Here is a 23,654-nt window from a genome sequence, read left to right as displayed (position 1 = left end):
TTTAATAAAATTACGCACAAGGTAATGTGTTTTTTGCTAGAGATCAAGCAATAAATTTTTTGCTTGAATTATTGACAATAGGTAACCTATTTAAAAATAAACGGTTTTTTCGAAGAGCAAAAAATCAAATTTTTTACTTGTAAAAATGAGAAAAGTGCGGTTGAAATTCGTTGAATTTTTACCGCACTTTAAAGATTAGTTGAGATATTTGAAAACTTTAATTACTTTTTGCACGCCACTGATTTTACTTGCAATATCTGCAGCGGCATCAGCTTGAGCGTGAGTCACTGTACCGAGTAGGAAAACTTCTCCATTTTCGCTAATAACTTTAACATCGGTTGCTTTAACTCGACCATCGACTAACATTTTTGATTTAACTTGAGTGGTAATCCAACTGTCTTTGCTGATTTGTGCAAAAGAGATTTTCGGGCCAACAGTCAGCTCGTTATAAACGTCATTGACACCTTCAACGCCTTTTGCAAGATCTGCGGCAGTGTCTTTTACACCACTATTAGGAACTTGACCGATTAAAAGTACTCGACCATTGTAAGATACGGCATTTATACGACCTTCAGTTTTGATTTGAGCATCTTTTTCAACAGCATTTTCGACTTTGAATTCGAGTGTTTCGTCATCAACTTGTGTGCCAGCTGTTCGAGGATCGGTACCGACTTTAGCTGCTGCTGCGCCACCACCTAGAGCGGCAACGATACAGCCTTGTAAAAAGAATGTTGTGCTAAGCACGATAGCCAGTTTTTTTAACGGGGATAATGTCATAATTAACTCCTTTTGAGATTAAATTACTGCTAGTTTGAAATTGATTTATTGTGCTGTCAAGCACTTGGGAATAACGTATGGTCGACTAATTCACAAAGGGCATTGATAACAAAAAGATGGTTTTCTAGGACTCGACTTTCTTTTGTCGCCGGAATCGATATTTCTAAATCACTATCAGCTAAAATTCCTTGAATTGCATCGTTATTAGAGCCAGTGAGTGCAATGACATTAATTTCTTTATTTACTGCATGAGAAATAGTGTTTAGTACAATTTTCTCTGTTCCCAAAGGTGCAAAAGCAATAAGTAAGTCACCTGGTTTGGCAATGGCATTAAATTGATGACAATATAATTCCTCAGGCGAGTGTTCAAAAACAAGAGAAGAACCCACCGCACTTTCTAAACTTAAGAGCACAGAGGGAAAACTTGGTCTTGCTAAATCGTATCGATTAAGTAAGTTAGATACGAGAAATTGCGCATTGGCATAAGAGCGCGACACACCACAAGCGATCACTTTATTTCCACCTAGCAAACATTGCATCACCATTTGGGTAGCGTTAGCAATATTTTCTGAAAGCATACTAGACGCAGCAATTTGAATTTGAATACTTTCGCTATAAATATCTTTTACTTTTTGTAACATTATAAAAAGCCATTAATCGAGAAAATTAGGAATCCATTGAATATCTTGGGGCGTTTTGCCAAAGGCGATTAAATCAAAACGACAATCGGCGTCTTCTAAACTCATGTTTTGTTTCATTAGCCATAAATTTGCCGCATCTAACCATTTTTGTTGTTTTTGCCAATCTACGCTTTCTATTGCCGAGCCAAAGGCATGATTAGAACGCTGGCGAACTTCAACAAAAACGATGGTTCCTTTGTCATTCATAATAAGATCAAGTTCACCACATTTGAAATTTTGATTAGCCGCAATAAATTTTAAGCCTTTTGATTCTAAAAAAAGGCGAGCTTGATGCTCAAAGCTCGCCCCTTGTTGACGTTTTAAAGAAAACATTAGTTTGCGACCGGTACAATTGCACCATTTTGATATTGATACCAAGTCATATCGCGTTCAACATTACAATTTGTACCCGCACTTAAAATGCCGGTTAAACCACTTAAGCGATATCCTGGTACTTGGCGCAATTCATTAAATTGATTGATGAGTAACCAAGCATCCGCCCCCATTGCATATAAACGCATTAATTGATATTCACCGCCAGTTGTTTTAGCGAGTTTTTGATATTGTGGTGAATTGGTTTCTTTAAAAAATGGAATATCACTAAATTGAACACCATTCATTTGAGCGACAAACTCAGGATTGCTGCTTGTGGTATTGGAGCTTGAGCGTGAGCTCGCATAAATACGTAAATTGGGTGCACTATTCGTTAAATAGCCTTTCATTTCGACCAGTTCATCTGGATTGGCGACCACATAAAGTGCGGTTGTATTTTCACCATTTTGTTGTAAAAAGTAGGTGACATCAGCAGGTAGATTATAATAACGAACATTCGCATCGACACCAGCAAGTTGTTGCCAACGTACGTTAAAGGCATTGCCTACGCGTTGCCCTAAATCATTTTGAGGCATGGCGACGAGTGGACTACGAATTCCATCATTCCACATTTTATTTGCCGCTGATTCTGCTTCATCTTCTGGTGAAAGTCCATAATAGCAAAGTTGAGCAATTGCACGAGAATTTGGTGTAGCGTTTAATGCAAGCACATCCATACCTTGAATTTGTGCTGGGTCCGCCAAAATTACATCAAGATTTTGTTTTAGTAAGGGGCCAACTAACGTTTTAATTCCCGCTTGTTTCGCTTGCGCAATGATATCTTGTACAGAATTCATTGAGGTATCAAATACTTGCACGGGAATGGTTGAGTTACCTTTCGCATCGTTGAAACCCGATTGAATGGTGGTACCAAGAATTTGTCCGTCACCACTTAATGGCAATAATAAACCAATTTGTGACACATTCGTTTGTTGGAAATTAAGCAATGTAAGCAATTCTTTTGGGAACAACGTTGCGGCTGCATGATTTGGATAAGCATTTTTCCAACTTTGTAATGCTTGGCTTAATTGAACGGGTTGACGAATATAATCATTGTAGGTTTTGATTAAGGTTAACCAACCACCTAAAGCTGCGTTGCCTTCATCTGAAGCATTATTGATTACGCCAGTATTTGATGAACGTAACAATGCCCAAGTTTTATCAACATTATCTTGGCGACGTTGTACATCTGTTAAATTTTCATCAATTTTTATTCGCGCTTTGACGGCCTCAATGATATCTTTTTGGTTCTCTGCAACAACCGCTAAGGTCTCGTAATAACGAGATTTTTGTGACGGGCTTAATTTATTTAAATCCAATGCACGTAATTGATTTTGAGCGACTTCATTGGCGTTTTTTGCAGCAGAAATTCTCGCTTCAATTAATGCACGATCTAATTTTTGCGCGTCATTTAATTCACCTAACTCACTTAATAAAGCTTCAGATTGTTCAACTTTATTTTCACTGATTAATACGCGAGCCGCGAGCAATTTATAGGTTTGTTGATCTTCAAGTTCTTGTGCTTGTCCTAATTTATTCATATAAAATTCAGAACTTGCATTCGCATCTTGTTGTAAAGTTTGCGTAAAACTGCTGCCAAGTAGATTTGAACAGCCAGCTAAGGCCATTGACAATAAAATTGGCATTAAACGTTTTTTAAAACGTCCGCCTTGTAATAGAATAGACATTCTTGCTCCATCATGAACAGACAATAGTTGTGGCAGATCTTACTTATCTCATAACTTAAAAGCAAACAAAAATGACTGATTTAACCGGAATTTTATACATTGTTGCCACTCCGATTGGCAATTTACAGGATATTACCCAGCGTGCTTTAGATACTTTTGCTCAAGTGGATTTAATTGCAGCAGAAGATACTCGTCATAGTGGCCTTTTATTAAGCCATTATGGTATCAAAAAGCCCTTTTTTGCTTTGCATGATCACAATGAACAAGAAAAAGCACATATTTTGGTAGAAAAACTCAAGCAAGGTAGCAATATCGCTTTAATTTCTGATGCTGGGACGCCATTAATTAGCGATCCTGGTTTTCATTTAGTACGCCAATGCCGTGAAGCAGGCATTCGTGTTGTTCCTTTACCAGGGGCATGTGCGGCAATTACCGCACTTTGCGCATCAGGGATTGCTTCTGATAGATTTTGTTTTGAAGGTTTTTTACCTGCGAAAAGTAAAGCCCGCAAAGATAAATTAGAAAATATCGCCGAAGAAGACCGCACTTTGATTTTTTATGAATCCACTCACCGTATTTTAGATACATTAGAAGATATGCAATCGGTGTTAGGGGAAGAAAGATATATTGTGTTAGCCCGCGAAATTACTAAAACTTGGGAAACGATTACGGGTAATACGATTAAAAATTTACGAGAATGGCTTTTAGGAGATCCCAATCGTACAAAAGGCGAGATGGTTTTGATTGTGGAAGGTAAACCAAAGTCTGACAATAACGATGAAATCTCCCCACAAGCGATGAAGGCACTTGAATTAATTGCAGAAGAATTACCGCTAAAAAAAGCGGCCGCTATTGTTGCTGAGTTGTATGGTTATAAGAAGAATGCTTTGTATCAATTTGGATTAGCGCATTTGGAAAAATAACCTCAAAATTAACCGCACTTTATTCATCCAATTTTAATCTGTGCTGTTGCACCAAACGGACACAAGTTCTTACAAGATATTTACTTTTAGACTGGAAAAAATATGTTAAACCAAGTTTCAAATACATTACTAACACCAAGTAATCTTTCAACTAAAGCATTGCTCAATATTTTCGACATGATGTCGCATCGTAATATTGACTATGCTGATTTGTATTTTCAACTTAGCCAAGATGAAAGTTGGGTATTGGAAGATGGCATTATAAAAGAAGGCGGTTTTCATATTGATCGTGGTGTTGGCGTGCGAGCAGTTTCTGGTGAGAAAACAGGCTTTGCTTATGCCGATCAAATTAATCTTGCTTCTTTGCAGCAATGTGCGGAGGCGGTAAAGGGAATTGCACAAGTCAAACAGGGGAATTTGATTTCGCCATCCGCTTTTAATGTTGTAAATCCTATTGCTCGTTATGCAGCGATTAATCCTTTGGAAAGTTTGACTAAAGAGAAAAAAATTGAGCTATTACATTTGGTTGATCGTACAGCACGCGCAGAAGATCATCGCGTAACCCGCGTATCAGCAAGCCTTAGTTCCGTTTATGAAGAAGTATTAGTTATGGCGACGGATGGTACGCTAGCTGCAGATATTCGTCCTTTAGTTCGCTTATCTATTTCTGTGTTAGTAGAAGAAAATGGCAAACGAGAACGAGGCAGTTGTGGTTCTGGTGGGCGTTTTGGTTTAGAGTGGTTCTTTGAAGTGATTGATGGCGATATTAGAGCAGTACAATTTGCTAAAGAAGCGGTTCGTCAAGCTTTAGTAAACCTTAGTGCTGTTGCAGCACCAGCAGGATTAATGCCAGTTGTATTAGGTGCTGGTTGGCCCGGTGTGTTGTTACACGAGGCGGTAGGGCACGGTTTAGAAGGTGATTTTAACCGTAAAGAAAGTTCACTTTTCACAGGCAAGATTGGTGAACAAGTGACTTCACCATTATGTACGATCGTGGATGATGGCACGATTGAGAATCGTCGAGGTTCATTAACTATTGATGATGAAGGTGTGCCAAGCCAATGCAATGTACTCATCAAAGATGGGATCTTGCAAGGTTACATGCAAGATAAAATGAATGCCCGTTTGATGGGCGTGGCGCCAACGGGGAATGGCCGTCGTGAGTCTTATGCCCATTTACCAATGCCTAGAATGACTAACACCTATATGCTTGCTGGACAAAGTCAGTTTGATGATTTGATTGCTTCTGTAGAACAGGGGATTTATGCACCGCACTTTGGTGGTGGGCAAGTGGATATTACGTCTGGTAAATTTGTATTTTCTACTTCAGAAGCTTATTTAATTGAAAAAGGAAAAATCACGAAACCTGTGAAGGGCGCAACTTTAATCGGTAGCGGTATTGAAGTGATGCAAAAAATTTCTATGGTTGCAGATAAATCAGAACTCGATTTAGGTATCGGGGTTTGTGGTAAAGAGGGGCAAAGTGTGCCAGTCGGTGTTGGACAGCCCTCACTAAAAATTGATGAAATTACTGTTGGTGGTACAAATTAAACCAAAATTGTGCAAAAGATCACAAAAATCCTATTAAAATTGGATTTTTACTGGCAATCTTATTCAAATTTTGATAGTCTCGGGCAGAGTTTTGTTCTATATCTTTTAATTATTTTAAATTATGTTAAAAAGAATTTTAGTTATTATTGGTTTAGCGACACTCGCAACCGCTTGTTCTAATGGTCCACGAACGGTAAATCATCAGGTTATTTCAGAGAGTGATGATGCTCAATTAACGGGTTTGATTAGTAATTTAGAAAAAGGTAATCGTTCAGGGATTTTCCATAAAGTGAGAACAAACCGTTCATCTGCATTGATGGGTGATAAGGCTTTAGCTGGTGTGTATAATGAATGGGTGGGAACCGCTTATCGTATGGGTGGCACAACTAAACGTGGTATTGATTGTTCTGCATTTATGCAAACGACTTTTTCTGAAGCATTTGGCATTGAGTTACCTCGTTCTACAGCTGAACAACGTTATTTAGGTAAACAAATTAGTAAATCAGAGTTGAAAAAAGGCGATTTAGTATTCTTCCGTAAAAATAACCATGTCGGTGTTTATATTGGTAACAATCAATTTATGCACGCAAGTACAAGTCAGGGAGTGACTATTAGTTCTCTTGATGAAGATTATTGGGCGAGAGTTTATACACAATCTCGTCGTATTATGTAGTATAGAAAGAAATGAATATTTAGTTCATTTTTTACATAATAGTATTTATATTTAATAAAATAATAAAGGCGAATGTAAATAAAGTATTTACATTCGCCATTTTCATTATTCTGCAAATGGATCACGTAAAATCATGGTTTCTACACGATCAGGACCTGTTGAAAGAATATCAATTGGTACGCCAGTTACTTCTTCAATACGTTTAATATAGTTAATGCAGTTTTGTGGCAATTTATTTACATCTGTGATGCGGAAAGTATTTTCTTTCCAACCTGGTAATGTTTCATAAATAGGTTCTACACCTTCCCAATCTTTCGCTGCTAATGGCGCATATTCAACGATTTCACCATTTGGCATTTTGTATGCAACACAGATTTTTATTTCATCAAAACCATCTAATACGTCCAGTTTGGTCATACAGAAGCCAGAAATAGAGTTAAGTTGAATTGCACGGCGAATGGCGACGGCATCGAACCAACCGCAACGACGTGGACGGCCTGTTACCGCGCCAAATTCATTACCTTTACGCGCAATTTCAGCACCCACATCATCAAATAATTCAGTTGTGAATGGGCCACCCCCTACACGAGTACAGTAAGCTTTGATGATACCAAGTACATAGTCTAAGTTACGCGGGCCAAAACCAGAACCTGTTGCAACACCACCAGCTGTTGTATTTGAACTGGTTACATACGGATAAGTACCGTGGTCGATATCCAACATAGTACCTTGTGCACCTTCAAATAAAATGTGCTCACTATTTTTGCGTGCAGTATCAAGAATTGTAGTGATGTCTGCCACCATACCAGTGATTACATCGGCAATTGCCATTACATCATCTAAGGTTTTTTGATAATCGACAGGCTCAACTTTGTAATAGTTCACCAATTGGAAATTATAGTATTCAAGGATATTTTTGAGTTTTTCGGCAAAGGCTTCTTTATCAAATAAATCGCCTACGCGTAAACCACGACGAGCCACTTTATCTTCATAAGCTGGCCCAATACCACGACCAGTTGTACCGATAGCTTTTTTGCCAAGTGCAGCTTCACGGGCGTGATCCATAGCCACATGATAAGGCAAGATTAAAGGACAAGCTTCAGAAATTAATAAACGTTCACGAACTTTAATACCACGGCTTTCAAGTTCGCCCATTTCTGTCATTAATGCTTCAGGTGAAACCACAACGCCATTACCAATTAAGCAAGTTACGTTTGGATGTAACATACCAGATGGAATTAAACGCAACACAGTTTTTTCTCCATTAATGATAAGTGTGTGCCCTGCGTTGTGACCGCCTTGGTAACGAACTACGTATTTTACGCGATCCGTCAGAAGATCGACGATTTTCCCTTTACCTTCATCGCCCCATTGAGCGCCTAAGATAACAACACTTTTTCCCATAATTTCCGCCTTTTATTCGGTTAAATTAGTCAAATGAACAGCTGTTTACTTTACTCTTTTTCTGCTTTAATCTCAATGATATAAAAGAAAAAGTGCGGTGATTTTTAACCGCACTTTGGGGGTAGACTTTATTCAAATAAGGATTTGTGTAATGAACGAACGACTTCGTCAGCATGTTCACTTTGCACGAGCATACAAATATTGTTGGTGCTTGCACCATAGCTAATCATTCTTACGTTATAAGGCTCAAGAGTATCAAAAATTCCTTTTGCTACACCTGTTGCAGTATGTAAATCATTGCCGATTAATGCAACTAATGATAATCCAGTATCGACTTTCACTGAACAATATTGACGAAGTTCATCTAACAATTCGGTTGAAAGTAATTCTGCTCCTGAAGATGCGGAGCCTGTTTTATCTAATGTCAATGCAACGCTCACTTCTGATGTAGTGATAGTATCCACTGAAATTTTGTGTTTAGCCAAAATGTTAAATACATTCGCTAAGAAACCTTGCGCATGCAGCATACTTAAGCTGGAAAGCGTAAGTAAAGTTTGATCTCGGCGTAGAGCAATTGCACGGAAAGTTGGACGAGGTTGAGGATCACGAGTGACCCAAGTTCCGCCCGCTTCTGGGGCTTTACTTGACCCCACATAAACGGGGATATTGCTGCGAACTGCAGGGAGTAATGTGGCTGGATGTAGCACTTTTGCGCCAAAGGTTGCCATTTCAGCTGCTTCAGCAAAGCTCATTGTGTCGATGCGTTGTGCAGCTGGAACAATGCGTGGATCGGTTGTGTAAATGCCTGCAACATCAGTCCAAATTAAAACGTCTTTTGCATTTAATACTTCGGCTAACAAGGCAGCAGAGTAGTCGCTACCGCCACGGCCTAATGTGGTTGTTTTACCGCTTGGTTCACGCCCGATAAAACCTTGGGTGATGACTAATTCACCTCGGTCGATTAATGGTTTCAAAATGCTATCGCTGTTTGATTGAGTTTGTTCATCATTCGGCGCAGCTTTACCAAAATGGTTATTGGTTGCAACAATTGTACGTACGTCAATCCAAGTGGCCGATGCGTTTTGTTCACGTAAAATCTCAATAAAGATTTGAGTTGACATCATTTCACCGTGGCTGATGAGTTCATCGGTTAATGCGGGAGAGGTTGCAAGGCTTGCAGCTTCAGAAAGTGCGGTAATATTTTCAAGATATTTTTCAATAATCGGACGAACTAGACTGTCGTCTTTTAATTCATTCAAAATATTCTCTTGAATTTGACGGATTTCACCAATTAATTTTTCACGTTCTGTCGCTTCTACACCATTTGCTAAAGCGACTAATAAATTCGTCACGCCAGCTGATGCAGAAAGCACGACTACGCGTGTATTTGGATCTGCGATGACAATTTTGGCGCAAGCTGTCATTGCGGCGTGGTTGGCTACAGATGTTCCGCCAAATTTGGCGACTGAGAGATGGGACATAAGGTACTCCTAAGATGTTGTGATTTTTTTAGAATAGTGGGTATAGAAATAACGATTTAGGCATTTTTTGTCAAATAGATTTTATTGACAAATGAAAAAGTGCCCTTTTTTTAATCATAATATAAATAAAATTTATATATGAATATGAAAAAATAAAAAATTGGATACCCAGAATAGGAATGCTTACAATACAAACTGCAAACGTGTAAAAAACAAGTAAAGTGTTTTTTTAATAATCAAATAAACATAGAAACACAAATTTTTTCAAAAAAGTATTTGACGAGGTCTCTTAAAATCAGCATAATACGCCCCGCAAAGCCGATATGGTTAGGCAAATTAAGGTAATGGCTACATAGCTCAGTTGGTTAGAGCACAACACTCATAATGTTGGGGTCGCAAGTTCGAATCTCGCTGTAGCCACCAGATTTGCGGGACTGGCGAAATTGGTAGACGCACCAGATTTAGGTTCTGGCGCCGAGAGGTGTGTGGGTTCAAGTCCCTCGTCCCGCACCATTTATCGCTTTGTAAGTCAAATAGTAGTTGGGGTATCGCCAAGCGGTAAGGCACCGGGTTTTGATCTCGGCATCCCTAGGTTCGAATCCTAGTACCCCAGCCATACTATCAAATAAATCTTCTTTATATCTAATCAAAGATTTCTCTGTTGGGGTATCGCCAAGCGGTAAGGCACCGGGTTTTGATCTCGGCATCCCTAGGTTCGAATCCTAGTACCCCAGCCATATTTCCTGTACTATTACTATTTGATATTGTTCACTAAGCTAAACAAATAATTTATTTTTATAGATTTAGTAAGTAAGATAGTCATAAAATAGATTATATTGTTATCTAGATCAGTTGTATTCAAGCTCATCTGATGTTGAAAATAATATGGGAGGATGTCCTCCTCCCATTTATATTAAGATTAAGAAATAAAAAGGATTTGATGAAAGATCTCTTAATTTTCTTTAAATTCTTCCATCATTTCTTGCGCTTTTTTCACCATTTTCTCTGAACCCACAAATAATGGGATTCGTTCATGAAGTGCAGTTGGTTTTATATCTAAAATTCTACGATAACCATCACTCGCAATTCCTCCTGCTTGTTCAGCTAAGAAGGCTATAGGATTACCTTCATAAAGTAGGCGTAATTTACCATTCGGGTAATTAGTTGCACTTGGGTAAATATAAATTCCACCTTTAAGTAAGTTGCGATGGAAATCAGCAACAAGCGATCCAATGTAGCGAGATGCATAAGGACGGTTAGTGGTTCTGTCTTCTTCTTGACAATATTTGATATATTTTTTTACACCTTGAGGAAATTTCAAATATTGTCCCTCATTAATAGAATAAATACGTCCATCTTTTGGCATTTGCATATTTTCGTGAGAAAGGCAAAATGTGCCGATTGATGGATCATAGGTAAATCCGTTAACTCCGTTACCAGTGGTATATACTAACATTGTTGATGAACCATAAACAATATAACCAGCAGCAACTTGTTTATTCCCAGGTTGTAAGAAATCTTCTAATGTTACTGGTGTACCAATTGGTGAAACTCTACGATAAATAGAGAAAATTGTTCCGACAGATACATTTACATCAATATTAGATGAACCATCAAGAGGATCTGTCAATATAATATATTTTGCATTGCGACCACGTTCTGTATCGAAAGCGATAAAGCTTTCTTCTTCCTCTGATGCAAATCCTGCGACTTCTTCTCGTGCCATTAAGGCTGCTCTCATTGTATTGTGTGCAAATAAATCTAGCTTCATTTGGCTTTCACCTTGCACATTTTCTATACCTGATTGTCCAAGGATATTAGTTAGGCCCGCTTTATTGATATCACGATGGATAATTTTAGCAAGTAATCGTATTGACGATAAAATTCCACTTAACTCCCCTTTTGCATTAGGGTATTCAGCTTGCCGTTCTACAATAAATTCACTTAATGTTTTCATAATTTTCCTTTAGTCTTTAATTATGACTTAATTATAGAAAACTAGTGAAAATAATGCTAATGAAAGAGTGTAAAAATGTGATCAAGATCACATATTAGTAACATTTAATCAAACAGGCTATAATGGTCAATCAATCATTATAGATATATTTAATCTACAATTAGTCAATTTTTCAATAATAAAATTTATTACTATAATGGGTACTGTATTTTTATAGTCTATGAATTTTTATTTATTTCATCTTAAGATTTCAATAGAATGGTAAAAATATAACGAGAACATAATATTGATTAATGTAAGAAGGATATATATGTCAGAAGAAATTCTACCTAGTGTTAATCGTTTAGAACAAGAAATCTCAGCTAAAAATTATGAACTAGCTTGTTTAGAACTTATAAAAATTTTAACTAAACTTGATTGTAATTTTGGTGGAATTGAAGGAATACAATTCGATTATCCAAAACAGCTTTCTGATTTATCGGAAAAACATTTGACGTATTTTTGTACACGCGTTGCAAATGCAGTAACTAATTTATTTATAGATCCTGATTTACATATTTCAGAAAGTGGAGCACTGCGTTTTATTACTTTACAACGTTGGTTGACAATGATTTTTTCAACCTCCCCTTATGTTAATGCAGATCATATTTTAAGAACTTATAATATTAATCCTGATCCTAAAGGTGATATGTGTTTAAAGACTGATTTTTCGTCATTCGCAAAATTCTGTATTTTATATTTGCCAGAATCAAATATTAATGTAGATTTAAATGCACTCTGGGGAATTAACAAAGCTCTTTGTGCTTCACTTTGTTTTGCATTGCAATCACCTCGTTTTATTGGAACAAGTACGGCATTTAATAAGAGAGCTGCTATTTTACAGTGGTTTCCTGAAAAATTAGCAGAGTTTGAGAATTTAGATGAATTACCTTCAGGTATTTCTCATGATGTTTATATGCATTGTAGTTATGATTTTGCAAGTAATAAACACTATGTAAAGCGAGCTTTAAATAAAGTAATTCGGGGGCATTTATTAGCTCAGGGGTGGGAAGATCGTAAGATAATTTCTTTGGGGCGTTATAATGATAAGCCAGTAATGATTGTATTACTAGAGCATTTTAATTCAGCTCATTCAATTTACCGTACTCATTCAACTTCCATGATTGCCGCTCGTGAACGATTTTATTTAATTGGCATCGGGAGAAAAGAGGTTGATAAAGCTGGGCGTGATGTATTTGATGAGTTTTTTCAACTTGAAGGGAATAGTATTCTAAAGAATCTTGAGTTTATTCGTCGGACATGTGAAGAATATGGTGCGGCAGTGTTTTATATGCCAAGTATTGGGATGGATTTAATCACCATTTTTGCAAGTAATACACGTCTTGCTCCAATTCAAGCGATTGCGCTAGGGCACCCTGCAACTACATATTCTGATTTTATTGAATATGTAATTGTAGAGGATGATTATGTGGGATCGGAAAATTGTTTTAGTGAAACCTTAATACGTTTACCAAAAGATTCATTACCTTATGTACCATCAGCATTAGCGCCAGAAAAAGTAGACTATTTACTTAGAGAAGATCCAGAGATTGTCAATATTGGTATTGCTGCAACGACAATGAAAATGAACCCTAAATTTCTTGAGACTCTACGAGAGATTCGGGATAGAGCTAAAGTAAAAATACATTTTCACTTTGCTTTAGGTCAATCTTTAGGTATCACCCATCCCTATGTTAAGTGGTTTATTGAGAGCTATTTAGGGGATAGTGCAACAGCTTATGCTCATGCGCCTTATCATCAATATCTCAATATTTTAGGTCAATGCGATATGATGTTAAATCCATTTCCATTTGGCAATACCAATGGCATCATTGATATGGTTACTTTGGGCTTAGTAGGCGTTTGTAAAACTGGTATAGAAGTACATGAGCATATTGATGAAGGTTTATTTAAACGTTTAGGTTTACCTGAATGGCTTATAGCTAAAACTATAGATGAATACATTGATTGTGCTGTTAGTCTTGCAGAAAATCATAGAGAACGACTTAAATTACGTCAACACATTATCGAAAATAATAGATTGAATACACTTTTTATAGGCGATCCAAGTCCTCTGGGGAGAGTACTATTAGAGAGAGTAAATGAATTAAAATTATAATTATTAATCTGCACTTTAAAAATCTGATTATCTATCAGTAATTAGAGTGCAGATTATTTATATATTAAAAAACTAACGCCATGATTTAAATTGATTAATTAACCCATTGGTTGAACTGTCATGACTTGCTACTTTTTCAGAATCTGTTAATTCAGGAAGAATTCTGTTTGCAAGTTGTTTGCCTAGTTCTACACCCCATTGATCGAAGCTAAAGATATTGAAAATCACACCTTGTACGAAGATTTTATGTTCATACATAGCAATTAATGCCCCTAAAGTAAATGGCGTGATTTTTTGAACGAGAATCGAATTAGTCGGTTTATTACCAGTGAACACTTTAAATGGAACAATATTTTTTACATTATCTAAAGATTTACCTGCTTTTACAAATTCAGTCTCGACTTCCTCTTTTGTTTTTCCGAATGCTAATGCTTCTGTTTGTGCGAAGAAGTTAGAAAGCAATTTATTGTGATGATCTGCCAATGGGTTATGGCTTTGAGCCGGTGCGATAAAATCACAAGGAATTAAAGTAGTGCCTTGGTGAATTAATTGATAGAACGCATGTTGTCCGTTTGTACCTGGTTCTCCCCAAATGATAGGGCCAGTTTGGTAATTGTTAATGACATTTCCATCACGATCCACATATTTACCATTTGATTCCATATTACCTTGTTGGAAATAAGCCGCAAAGCGATGTAAATATTGATCATAAGGTAAGATCGCTTCTGTTTGTGCACCAAGGAAATTGGTATTCCATAAACCAACTAATGCTAAAGTGGTTGGAATATTTTTTTCAATTGGAGTAGAGCGGAAATGTTTATCCATTTCATGCGCGCCATTCAATAACTCTTCAAAGTTTTCAAAGCCAATTGACAGTGCAATTGAAAGACCAATGGCTGACCATAAAGAGTAACGACCGCCAACCCAATCCCAAAATTCAAACATGTTATTGGTATCAATACCAAATTTTTCTACATCTTTAGCATTGGTTGATAATGCTGCAAAATGTTTTGCAACCGCAGTTTCATCTTTTGCTGCTTTCAGTAACCAATCACGTGCACTTTGTGCATTTGTCATGGTTTCTTGAGTGGTAAACGTTTTAGATGCCACTAAGAAAAGAGTCGTTTCTGGATTGACTTTTTTTAAGGTTTCCGCAATATGTGTACCATCGACATTTGAAACAAAGTGCATATTTAGGTGATTTTTATATGGGCGAAGCGCTTCGGTTACCATATAAGGACCTAAATCAGAGCCACCAATACCAATATTCACTACATCAGTAATCGCTTTGCCTGTATAGCCTTTCCATTCGCCAGAAATAATACGCTGACAGAAATCTTTCATTTTAGCTAGCACAGCATTGACTTCAGGCATGACATCTTTACCATCAACAAGCACTGGAGTATTAGCGCGATTTCGAAGTGCGGTATGTAGTACAGCCCGATTTTCAGTACGATTGATTTTTTCACCAGTAAACATGGCTTCTTTTGCGCTATCAAGAGCGCATTCTTGAGCAAGTTGGCGAAGAAGTGAAAGGGTTATTTGGTTGATGTTATTTTTGGAAAAATCTACAAGAATTTGGTTATTGAATGTTAAAGAATAATCATCAAAACGATTTTTTTCTTGTTTAAATAAATCTTGGATTGTGGTGTTTGACAATTCAGCTTTATGTGCTTCGAGAGATTTCCACGCATGGGTGTTAATCGGGTTAATGTTTTTCATGGTATTTCCTTTCATTAAAAATAATCAAAATTTTAACCGCACTTTCTAGGATTTTTATTAGAGAGGGAGTGAATCCCTCTTTTCAGAAAATGCAGTGATTAACAGATTAATCAACATATTCAGTTATAACACGCGGCGTTAATTTTGTAATTAGCTCATAGCTTAAAATTCCTGTGAATTTAGCTACGGTTTCAATAGGCAATTCCTTACCCCATAGAATGACTTCATCACCTACTTGATCTTGGCTATCAGGTCCTAAATCAACGGTTAACATATCCATTGAAACCCTTCCAACGATTGGCACAATACGACCATTCAAATAAACAGGCGTGCCTTCAGGAACATCGCGAGGATATCCATCGCCATAGCCAATAGCCACAACGCCGATTTTTGTATCATGTGAACTAGTCCAAATGCCACCGTATCCAACTGGTTCACCTTGTTTATGGTTGCGAACAGCAATCAATGATGAAGTTAAATTCATCACTGGCGTTAAACCAAATTCAGCACCGACGGTATCAGTTGGTGAAATACCATACATAATAATACCTGGGCGGATACATTCCAGATGAGATTCAGGCCAGAAAAGAATGCCGCCTGACGCTGCAATAGTACGTTCACCTTGTTTATCTTTTGTGGCGGATAAAAAACGGTTGATTTGAAGTTGGGTATAATTGGATTCTAATTCATCAGCGCGGCTAAAATGGCTGACAAAGCCTAAGTGCGGTTGAATATATGGAAGTTTTTTAAGTTCATTATAGAAAAAATCCACTTCATCTAATGCCACACCTAAACGATGCATGCCTGTGTCTATTTTTAACCAAACTTTAATTGGGCTTGGTAAATTTGCACGTTTTAGTGCTTCCAATTGTTCACGATTATGTACGGTAGTTTCGATATTATTGACCGCTAAGACGGGCAAATCCTGTTCATTGAAAAAGCCTTCAAGCAATAAAATCGGTTTAGTAATTCCGTTGGAACGTAATGCCAAAGCCTCTTCTAAACGAGCCACGCCAAAGCAATCAACATTTTGTTCTAAAGTTGAAGCAACGAATACAACGCCGTGACCATAGGCGTTTGCTTTAACCACAGCGATGATTTTACTATTTGGGGCTTTTTGTTTAATTATTTCTAAATTTTGTTTTAAGGCGTGCGAACTAATTTTCGCTGTCGCCGGTTTTACATTCATTGTTATTCCTTAATAATCATCATGATATTCACGTTGTTCGGCGAGATTGTCGAAGCGTGAGAATTGTCCATTAAATTTTAACCGCACTCGACCAATTGGGCCGTTACGCTGCTTACCAATAATAATTTCTGCAACACCTTTATCTTCCGAGTTATCGTTATACACTTCATCACGATAAATAAACATAATCAAGTCTGCATCTTGTTCAATGGAGCCTGATTCACGTAAATCCGAGTTTACAGGGCGTTTGTCTGCACGTTGTTCTAAAGTACGATTTAACTGAGAAAGGGCGATGACTGGCACTTGTAATTCTTTGGCTAGCGACTTGAGGGAGCGAGAAATTTCTGCGATTTCTAGTGTTCGGTTATCTGAAAATGCTGGTGCTCGCATTAATTGCAAATAATCCACCATAATCATACTTAATCCACCATTTTCACGATAAACTCGGCGTGCGCGGGAACGAACATCAGTAGGCGTTAGGCCTGAAGAGTCATCAATATAAAGATTATTTTTTTGCTTGAACATCCCAACTACGCTGGCAATTTTATTCCACTCGATTTCATCTAAATTTTGACCTGTTCGAATTTTAGTTTGATCAACGCGAGCAAGCGATGCGATCATACGCATCATAATTTGTTCTGCTGGCATTTCCAAACTAAATACTAAAACAGGTTTTTCACTTGCCATTGCGGCATTTTCGCAAAGGTTCATAGCGAAAGTAGTTTTACCCATTGACGGACGTGCCGCAACGATAATTAAGTCAGAAGGCTGTAAACCTGCCGTTTTTTTATCAAGATCAGTGAAACCAGTCGTAATGCCTGTTACGCCTGAATGATTTTCAAGTTTGCTCAAAATATCGATTTTTTCAATAGTACTTTCCAGCACATTGATCACATTTTGTGGGCCCTCGCTAGAAGTTGTCCGTTTTTCTGCAATCGCAAAGACTTCACGCTCAGCCTCATCAAGAATTAACTTGATGTCTTGCCCTTTGGGAGAATAGCTATTTTCAGCAATGCGATTTCCTACCGAAATAAGTTCTCGTAATATGGCTTTTTCTCTCACAATATCCGCATAAGCCAAAATATTAATGGCATTCGGCGTATTATTGGAAAGCTCTGCTAGATAGGCAAATCCCCCCACTTCATCGCTTACACCACGGCTTCTTAAGGCTTGATCTAGCGTAATTAAATCAATAGGCGATTGATTACGCATGAGATGTTCCATTTCTGTAAAAATTAGGCGATGCTGAAAAGTATAAAAATCGTCAGCAATCACACGTTCAGCAATGCCATCCCAATGTTGATTGCTCAGCATAATGCCACCCAATACGGCTTGTTCAGCCTCAAGTGAGTGCGGTGGAATGCTTATTTGTGCCGTTTTTTTGTCAGAAGATTTGATTTGAGGTTGTGATGCCATAGGACTTATTTCGATACTAGAATGTCGCCTATGATACCGCAAATATCTACTTGGTTTAAGTGAAAAGTGCGGTAGAAAAAGGAAATAAAAAACGGTGGGAAAATCCACCGCTCTTTTATTTTAATGTATCTAGATTGTTGATTATTCAACAATTAATGTACGACATACGTTGGTTTCTGTCGCACCTTGTCCACCTTGAGTTAAAAGCACTAAATCGCCTGCAGATAAATAACCTTTTTCTTTTAATGATTGTAGTGCAGCTTTTGCACCAGCTTCAGTACGGCTATCTTCACCATAGGAAACAGGAGTTACACCGCGGTATAACGCACAAAGATTTAAGGTTTCTTGATGACGAGATAATGCAAAGATTGGTAAACCAGAACTAATACGAGACATTAATAAAGGTGTACGGCCTGAGCTTGTTAATGTAACGATAGCAGCAACACCTTTCATGTGATTAGCAGCATACATTGCAGACATGGCAACAGATTCTTCAATATTTTCGAATTGTTTGTCCATACGGTGACGAGAAACGTTAATGCTTGGCATTTTTTCCGCCCCTAAACATACGCCAGCCATTGCGGTTACTGTTTCAGAAGGATATTGACCAGCTGCTGTTTCTGCAGAAAGCATAACAGCATCAGTACCATCTAATACTGCGTTTGCAACGTCCATTACTTCAGCACGAGTTGGCATTGGGTTGCTAATCATTGACTCCATCATTTGAGTCGCTGTAATTACCGCACGGTTTAATTGACGTGAACGACGGATTAATTTTTTCTGTACGCCGACTAATTCAGGATCGCCGATTTCTACACCTAAGTCACCACGAGCAACCATGATTACATCAGATGCTAAAATGATATCGTCCATCGCTTCATCAGTAGATACTGTCTCTGCACGTTCAACTTTAGCAACGATTTTTGCATTTAAACCAGCTTGTTGTGCAAGTTCACGCGCATAATTTAGGTCAGCACTTGAACGAGGGAAAGAAACAGCTAAGAAATCAACGCCAATGCGTGCAGCGGTAATAATGTCTGCTTTATCTTTTTCTGTTAATGCATCAGCAGATAAGCCACCGCCTAATTTGTTGATACCTTTATTATTTGATAATGGACCACCAACAGTGACTTCAGTGAAAACTTTCGCCCCATCAGTTGATAATACTTTTAATTGAACACGGCCATCATCTAATAAAAGAATGTCGCCAGGAACAACATCTTGTGGAAGGGTTTTATAGTCTAGACCAACAGATTCTTGTGTGCCTTCACCTTTTGGTAACTCTGCATCAAGAATGAATTTGTCACCAATGTTTAAGAAAATCTTACCATCTTTAAAGGTAGAAACACGAATTTTAGGACCTTGTAAATCACCTAAGATTGCCACAGTTTTACCTAATTTTTTCGCAATAGAACGTACACGTTCAGCACGTTCAATGTGGTCATCAGGTGTACCGTGAGAGAAGTTCATACGAACTACGTTTGCGCCCGCTGCGATAATTTTTTCAAGATTGTTATCACGGTCAGTTGATGGGCCCATAGTACATACAATCTTCGTTCTTCTTAGTCTTCTAGACATTATTTACTCCGTCAATAATTACAAAATTTTAAAGATACTATTTTTACTTGGCTATATATTAGCCAGATGAAAAATCGGTGCGCATTATACGCTTAAAAATTGGGGAAATCAAAAACGGCCCAGTTATTTAAGGCAATACTGTTTACTTTTTTGCCAGTTATCTCGGGTTTTAAGAAAAATACTTGTTTTCAGATTAAAAATATTTATAATTCTTAGCACTTTATGCAGTGCGACTATAGCTCAGTTGGTTAGAGCACCACCTTGACATGGTGGGGGTCACTGGTTCGAGTCCAGCTAGTCGCACCATCTAACCCTTTCATAACCCCGCGAAACTAATCGCGGGGTTTTGTTTTATCTAGGTTTTACAAGGGTTTGTAGCACTTTAACCCCTCATATCTAATCGTCTCTAATTGTCTTTAATCGCTGTTTTTAGTAACAAGTTTAGTAACAAGATGCTAAACTTTAAAAAGCTTGTTACTAAAACTAAGGAAAAGTGATGCCTCGTGTTACTAAACCTCTCACAAATACTGAAGTTGATAAGGCTAAACCAAAGGCTAAGGAATACAATTTAACTGATGGTAAAGGTCTTTTTTTACGCATAAAACCAACAGGAGCTAAGGCGTGGATTTTTAACTATTACCACCCAATCACAAATAAGAGAACATCTTTTACTATTGGTACTTATCCCTCTATAACTCTTTCATTGGCTCGCCAAAAGCGTGAAGAATGGCTTTCTCTGATAGCTCAAAAAATCGATCCTCAAGAACATGAAAAAGAACAAGAGAGAATCGCTAGAGGAGAGAATGAAAATACCTTCTTTAAAGTCGCGTTGCTTTGGAAGGAAAAGAGAAGTAGGGAAGTTGAGCCTTTAACTATGGAAAAGAATTGGGCCAGGCTAGAAAAATATATCTTTAATCAGATTGGTAACTATTCTATTGATGATATCACCTCTCCTTTACTGATTAAAACGGTTAAACCTCTATATGAAAAAGGGTTTAATGATACGTTGCATCGACTGTTGAATTTATCTAATCAAATTTTGAATTATGCAGTAACGCTAGGATTAATGCCTTTTAATTCTTGTATAAAAGCTGCAGATGCTTATCACAAAGAGCCACAAAAGAATCATCCCGCAATTAAGCCAGAGGCATTGCCGAAACTATTACACGATTTTAGAAACTCAAATAGGGATTATTTAACTAAGATGCTGTTCCTTTGGCAATTGCTTTCAATGGTTCGTCCAGCCGAGGCTGTTTCTGTTGAATGGTCTGAAATTGATTTTGATAAGAAGTTATGGACTATTCCTGCAATCAAAATGAAAAAAACAAGACAGGGGCAATTTCCTCATACTGTTCCGCTTTCTTCTTTAATGTTAAAAATTTTGGAAGAGTTAAAGCCTCTTACTGGAGATAATAAATTTGTTTTTTCTCATTATAGCAAGCCCAATCATTCCGCTAGTAAAGAACTAATAGCTAATGCATTGAGAAAGATAGGTTATAAAGGGATTCAAGATTCACACGGATTGAGATCGATAGCTAGAACATTTTTGGAGAATCAGGCTGTTGATTTTCGTCTTGCCGAAAGTTGTCTCGCTCATCGTGTCGGAGATAAAACAAGCCAAGCATATAACCGTTATGATTATGTGGAACTTCGCCGACCAGTGATGCAGTTATGGAGTGATTATTGTGAATCTTGCGGAATGAACTTAAATTTATAATTAGTATATTAAAAAAGTTTTTTATAGGTTTTAGTCTTCACCTCTTCACCTTTAGTGTTTTTTATTTATAAATCAATGCGTTAAGTGGTGAAGGCTGCCCATTTAACTCTTCACCAAGTCTTCACCAAAAGGTGAACACTCAATAAAAAAGCGGGATTTAACCCGCTATTTTTAACTAAGCATTTCATTTCGAAAACTATCAAAATCCTTAAAATGGATATTTGTCCTGCGTCCAGTTTTGGTATGTCTCTTCATGAAATCATGTTTATTACCATTCTGTTTTAAGGCTTGCTCAACCCCAATTACAAAATTGTTCAGCCCTAATTCAGCGATATTCATCGCCTTTGTATAGGCTAAATATGCTGGGTAAAGGTGCGTTCTTATTTTGTCTAATCCCATGTTTGTAACACCAATAAAAAGCCCATCTGTTTGTTCTGTCGTGTAGAAATAACCAAAGAAGTCTGTAAGTGGATCAGATAGTTTTTTTACTTCTAACGCCTCCTGGCTTTCCATTTGTGCTTTTAAAGCCTTTTTTGCATCATTTGGATCAGGGAATGAATCAAACACCTTGCGAATAATTCCGCCTACTTCTAGAGTGATTTTATCCATAAAATGCGGATCGCGTTCATCTTCTGGCACTATCTTTTTGAAGTCAAAAATAACGCGTCTTCGATCAACTCCACCAGAACGCTCTGTAAATGAACAAGGCCTATTATTTATCAGCATAACTAGGGCCGTGATTTTTACATCAAATGGATCTTGATAATTATATCTCACCCTTACAGTATCCCCGCCAGTGATAGATTTTAAACCGCTGCCGTCTCCAGCATATTTTGATTGTTCAGGGCATAAAATCAGCGTTTTATTTTCAAGTCCAGATAGTCCGCGTTCATCATCAAACTTTTCTAAGTTACTTGATGCAGTGTTTTTTACACCAGCCAATAAAGTGGCGATACTGGCAAACACAGATTTCCCACTTCCCCCTTTTCCTGTAATTTCAAAGAACATTTGCCAGTTGTAACGATTGGTTAAGATCGCATATAAAACGGCTAGAATATTTCTTGCTTTCTCTTTGTTTCCATCAGATACAAAGCTCAACCATTTATCAAAGTGCGGTGTATCTGTGGCCTGTTTATCATACTTATGAGGAATACAAGAGGTTAGCCAGTTTTGCCGATTATGCGATTCAAATTCCATTGTATTGCGATTTAACACACCATTCTCAAAAGCTATCAAATCGTTAGACATTTCTCCCATTCTTGGTAGTTGTGCTTTTAATGTCTTGATTAACCGATCAATTGTAGAATCGCTGTAGTTAAATTCATTTTCATCAAGAAATTTAACTGCTTTCTCTTCCAAATCATCATTTTCTTGTTTATTCCACGTTTTACCATCATAAGCATAGATTTCTCTGCAGCCACGCTGTAGTGCCATATCTAAATTTAACCACTTTTGAAAGGCTCGTGATTTTTTGTTCGTTCCGTCTTTTTCTTTTAATTTCTCTGGCGGTACTATTTTCTCTGCGAAGTCTGCAGTATCTTTATCATTGCGTAAGAGTTGAATATAAGCACTTAAATCTTCTTTAGTCTGCGCTGCAGCATCAAGAAGTTTGACATCTATTGCATCAGAGGTTTTAGCTAAGTTTTGACAAATAGCCGTTATTTCAGCTTGTGCTAGTTCACCATATTGAACAAGTTTTACTGATCGTTGATCCTCTTTTACTATGCGGATAGAAGAGATATTCTCTAATTGTTTTTCAGCAAGAATAACTGGTTTTATAGTGCTGTCTAATCCGTGAATTAAAGAACATAACAAGAGCCATTCTTCACCCTTTCCATTATCCCATGCTTGCCAGGCTTTACGCCCAGCAAGAATAAAAATATCAGAGTAAGGTTCATGAATTTGATCCGCAAGGTGCGGTGCATTAATTAATCGTGCCATTATTCACCCCTTTAATCACTCCGTTTTCAATAACATTGATACGGTCAGCAATCACCTCTTGAAAGTATTTAAAGGTTTTAACTAAAGAGAGCGCTATGCTATTTTTCAGCAATCCATCAATAATCTCATCATTAGTTAAAGTTGCTACTATTTCTTCTGGATTAGATGAAGGTGGTTTCGGTGCCATTTGTAATAAATGCTTATTGACCATTAAGAGTTCATCATGAAGAATCTTTAATTCATCAATATTCATTGCTGGGCAATCAGCTAATTCCTCAGCTAATACTTCTATTGCTCCACTTAAATAAGGTAAAGACGAATGAAAGGTTTCACCTTTATTTTCAAGCATATTTCGATAACTCATTGCGATCGCTTTCAATTCGACTGCATTTAAATTTGAGTAGTCTAATTTTTCATTCATATTCAT

Annotated in this window: 18 protein-coding genes and 5 tRNA genes; 10 read left to right on the top strand and 13 right to left on the bottom strand. The window is 37.4% G+C overall.

Annotated features, from left to right (window positions below):
• Positions 1 to 195 precede the first annotated feature (195 nt).
• From dolP to KKW16_RS01410, 4 genes are read right to left on the bottom strand one after another with little or no spacing between them, the layout of a single operon-like run.
• Positions 196 to 777, bottom strand: coding sequence for a division/outer membrane stress-associated lipid-binding lipoprotein (gene dolP, locus KKW16_RS01425; protein ID WP_215767825.1), 582 nt, complete (start codon positions 775 to 777; stop codon positions 196 to 198).
• A 56-nt stretch (positions 778 to 833) separates the two neighbouring features.
• Positions 834 to 1,418 (bottom strand): D-sedoheptulose-7-phosphate isomerase, encoded by a 585-nt coding sequence (locus KKW16_RS01420; RefSeq protein ID WP_111407279.1) that lies wholly within the window; start codon positions 1,416 to 1,418, stop codon positions 834 to 836.
• A gap of 12 nt (positions 1,419 to 1,430) precedes the next feature.
• Positions 1,431 to 1,790: a YraN family protein gene (locus KKW16_RS01415; protein WP_048954017.1), complete on the bottom strand. Its 360-nt coding sequence runs from the start codon at positions 1,788 to 1,790 to the stop codon at positions 1,431 to 1,433.
• Positions 1,790 to 3,517: a penicillin-binding protein activator gene (locus KKW16_RS01410; RefSeq protein ID WP_215767824.1), complete on the bottom strand. Its 1,728-nt coding sequence runs from the start codon at positions 3,515 to 3,517 to the stop codon at positions 1,790 to 1,792. Before KKW16_RS01410 ends, KKW16_RS01415 begins: the two co-directional genes overlap by 1 nt.
• A 71-nt stretch (positions 3,518 to 3,588) precedes the next feature.
• On the opposite strand from KKW16_RS01410, the gene rsmI reads away from it, so the two are divergent.
• The 3 genes from rsmI (at position 3,589) to KKW16_RS01395 (ending at position 6,664) form a co-directional block, all read left to right on the top strand.
• A complete protein-coding gene (gene rsmI / locus KKW16_RS01405; protein ID WP_140527564.1) occupies positions 3,589 to 4,440 on the top strand; it encodes a 16S rRNA (cytidine(1402)-2'-O)-methyltransferase in 852 nt (283 codons plus the stop codon).
• A 102-nt stretch (positions 4,441 to 4,542) separates the two neighbouring features.
• Positions 4,543 to 5,991: a metalloprotease TldD gene (gene tldD, locus KKW16_RS01400; RefSeq protein WP_215767823.1), complete on the top strand. Its 1,449-nt coding sequence runs from the start codon at positions 4,543 to 4,545 to the stop codon at positions 5,989 to 5,991.
• 121 nt (positions 5,992 to 6,112) lie between these two features.
• Entirely contained in the window at positions 6,113 to 6,664 is a 552-nt protein-coding gene (locus KKW16_RS01395; protein WP_215767822.1) for an NlpC/P60 family protein, read from the top strand.
• Between the two features lie 105 nt (positions 6,665 to 6,769).
• On the opposite strand, the gene purA is transcribed toward KKW16_RS01395, so the two are convergent.
• On the bottom strand, positions 6,770 to 8,068 hold the full coding sequence (gene purA / locus KKW16_RS01390) for an adenylosuccinate synthase (protein WP_215767821.1): 1,299 nt from the start codon (positions 8,066 to 8,068) through the stop codon (positions 6,770 to 6,772).
• Between the two features lie 128 nt (positions 8,069 to 8,196).
• Positions 8,197 to 9,549 carry a lysine-sensitive aspartokinase 3 gene (gene lysC / locus KKW16_RS01385; protein WP_215767820.1) on the bottom strand — a complete coding sequence of 451 codons (1,353 nt, stop codon included), beginning with the start codon at positions 9,547 to 9,549 and terminating at the stop codon, positions 8,197 to 8,199.
• A 346-nt stretch (positions 9,550 to 9,895) separates the two neighbouring features.
• Here lysC and KKW16_RS01380 point away from each other — a divergent pair.
• The 4 genes from KKW16_RS01380 (at position 9,896) to KKW16_RS01365 (ending at position 10,286) form a co-directional block, all read left to right on the top strand.
• A tRNA-Met gene (locus KKW16_RS01380) sits at positions 9,896 to 9,972 on the top strand.
• Positions 9,973 to 9,977: 5 nt separating this feature from the next.
• A tRNA-Leu gene (locus KKW16_RS01375) sits at positions 9,978 to 10,062 on the top strand.
• A gap of 28 nt (positions 10,063 to 10,090) precedes the next feature.
• A tRNA-Gln gene (locus KKW16_RS01370) sits at positions 10,091 to 10,165 on the top strand.
• Between the two features lie 46 nt (positions 10,166 to 10,211).
• A tRNA-Gln gene (locus tag KKW16_RS01365) sits at positions 10,212 to 10,286 on the top strand.
• Positions 10,287 to 10,501: 215 nt separating this feature from the next.
• Here KKW16_RS01365 and fbp read toward each other — a convergent pair.
• Complete coding sequence (fbp, locus tag KKW16_RS01360; RefSeq protein WP_048954010.1) at positions 10,502 to 11,506, bottom strand: class 1 fructose-bisphosphatase; 1,005 nt, start codon at positions 11,504 to 11,506, stop codon at positions 10,502 to 10,504.
• Positions 11,507 to 11,816: 310 nt separating this feature from the next.
• Between fbp and KKW16_RS01355 the strand changes: the two genes are divergently transcribed.
• Entirely contained in the window at positions 11,817 to 13,664 is a 1,848-nt protein-coding gene (locus KKW16_RS01355; protein WP_048954009.1) for a UDP-glucose:protein N-beta-glucosyltransferase, read from the top strand.
• A gap of 72 nt (positions 13,665 to 13,736) precedes the next feature.
• Here KKW16_RS01355 and pgi read toward each other — a convergent pair whose 3' ends face one another.
• The 4 genes from pgi to pyk all read right to left on the bottom strand — a co-directional run bounded on the left by pgi (position 13,737) and on the right by pyk (position 19,569).
• Positions 13,737 to 15,386 carry a glucose-6-phosphate isomerase gene (pgi, locus tag KKW16_RS01350; protein WP_048954008.1) on the bottom strand — a complete coding sequence of 550 codons (1,650 nt, stop codon included), beginning with the start codon at positions 15,384 to 15,386 and terminating at the stop codon, positions 13,737 to 13,739.
• A gap of 106 nt (positions 15,387 to 15,492) precedes the next feature.
• The gene (gene alr, locus KKW16_RS01345; RefSeq protein WP_048954007.1) at positions 15,493 to 16,575 is read right to left on the bottom strand and encodes an alanine racemase; all 1,083 of its coding nucleotides are present in this window, start codon (positions 16,573 to 16,575) and stop codon (positions 15,493 to 15,495) included.
• A gap of 9 nt (positions 16,576 to 16,584) precedes the next feature.
• On the bottom strand, positions 16,585 to 18,000 hold the full coding sequence (locus KKW16_RS01340) for a replicative DNA helicase (RefSeq protein ID WP_258182921.1): 1,416 nt from the start codon (positions 17,998 to 18,000) through the stop codon (positions 16,585 to 16,587).
• A gap of 132 nt (positions 18,001 to 18,132) precedes the next feature.
• Positions 18,133 to 19,569, bottom strand: a complete 1,437-nt coding sequence (gene pyk / locus KKW16_RS01335) for a pyruvate kinase (protein WP_048954005.1) — start codon at positions 19,567 to 19,569, stop codon at positions 18,133 to 18,135.
• 229 nt (positions 19,570 to 19,798) lie between these two features.
• Between pyk and KKW16_RS01330 the strand changes: the two genes are divergently transcribed.
• Positions 19,799 to 19,875: transfer RNA gene (locus tag KKW16_RS01330), tRNA-Val, on the top strand.
• A gap of 190 nt (positions 19,876 to 20,065) precedes the next feature.
• Positions 20,066 to 21,286: an integrase arm-type DNA-binding domain-containing protein gene (locus KKW16_RS01325; RefSeq protein WP_005633820.1), complete on the top strand. Its 1,221-nt coding sequence runs from the start codon at positions 20,066 to 20,068 to the stop codon at positions 21,284 to 21,286.
• 171 nt (positions 21,287 to 21,457) lie between these two features.
• On the opposite strand, the gene KKW16_RS01320 is transcribed toward KKW16_RS01325, so the two are convergent.
• On the bottom strand, positions 21,458 to 23,227 hold the full coding sequence (locus KKW16_RS01320) for a DNA primase family protein (RefSeq protein WP_048954004.1): 1,770 nt from the start codon (positions 23,225 to 23,227) through the stop codon (positions 21,458 to 21,460).
• Complete coding sequence (locus KKW16_RS01315; protein WP_048954003.1) at positions 23,211 to 23,654, bottom strand: hypothetical protein; 444 nt, start codon at positions 23,652 to 23,654, stop codon at positions 23,211 to 23,213. Before KKW16_RS01315 ends, KKW16_RS01320 begins: the two co-directional genes overlap by 17 nt.

Origin of the sequence: Haemophilus sp. SZY H8, from assembly GCF_018829755.1 — a bacterium.
In the GTDB taxonomy this organism is placed as follows: domain Bacteria; phylum Pseudomonadota; class Gammaproteobacteria; order Enterobacterales; family Pasteurellaceae; genus Haemophilus; species Haemophilus haemolyticus_K.
The sequence above is the reverse complement of the archived record's forward strand: the minus strand, read 5'-3'. Positions and strand labels throughout refer to the sequence as shown.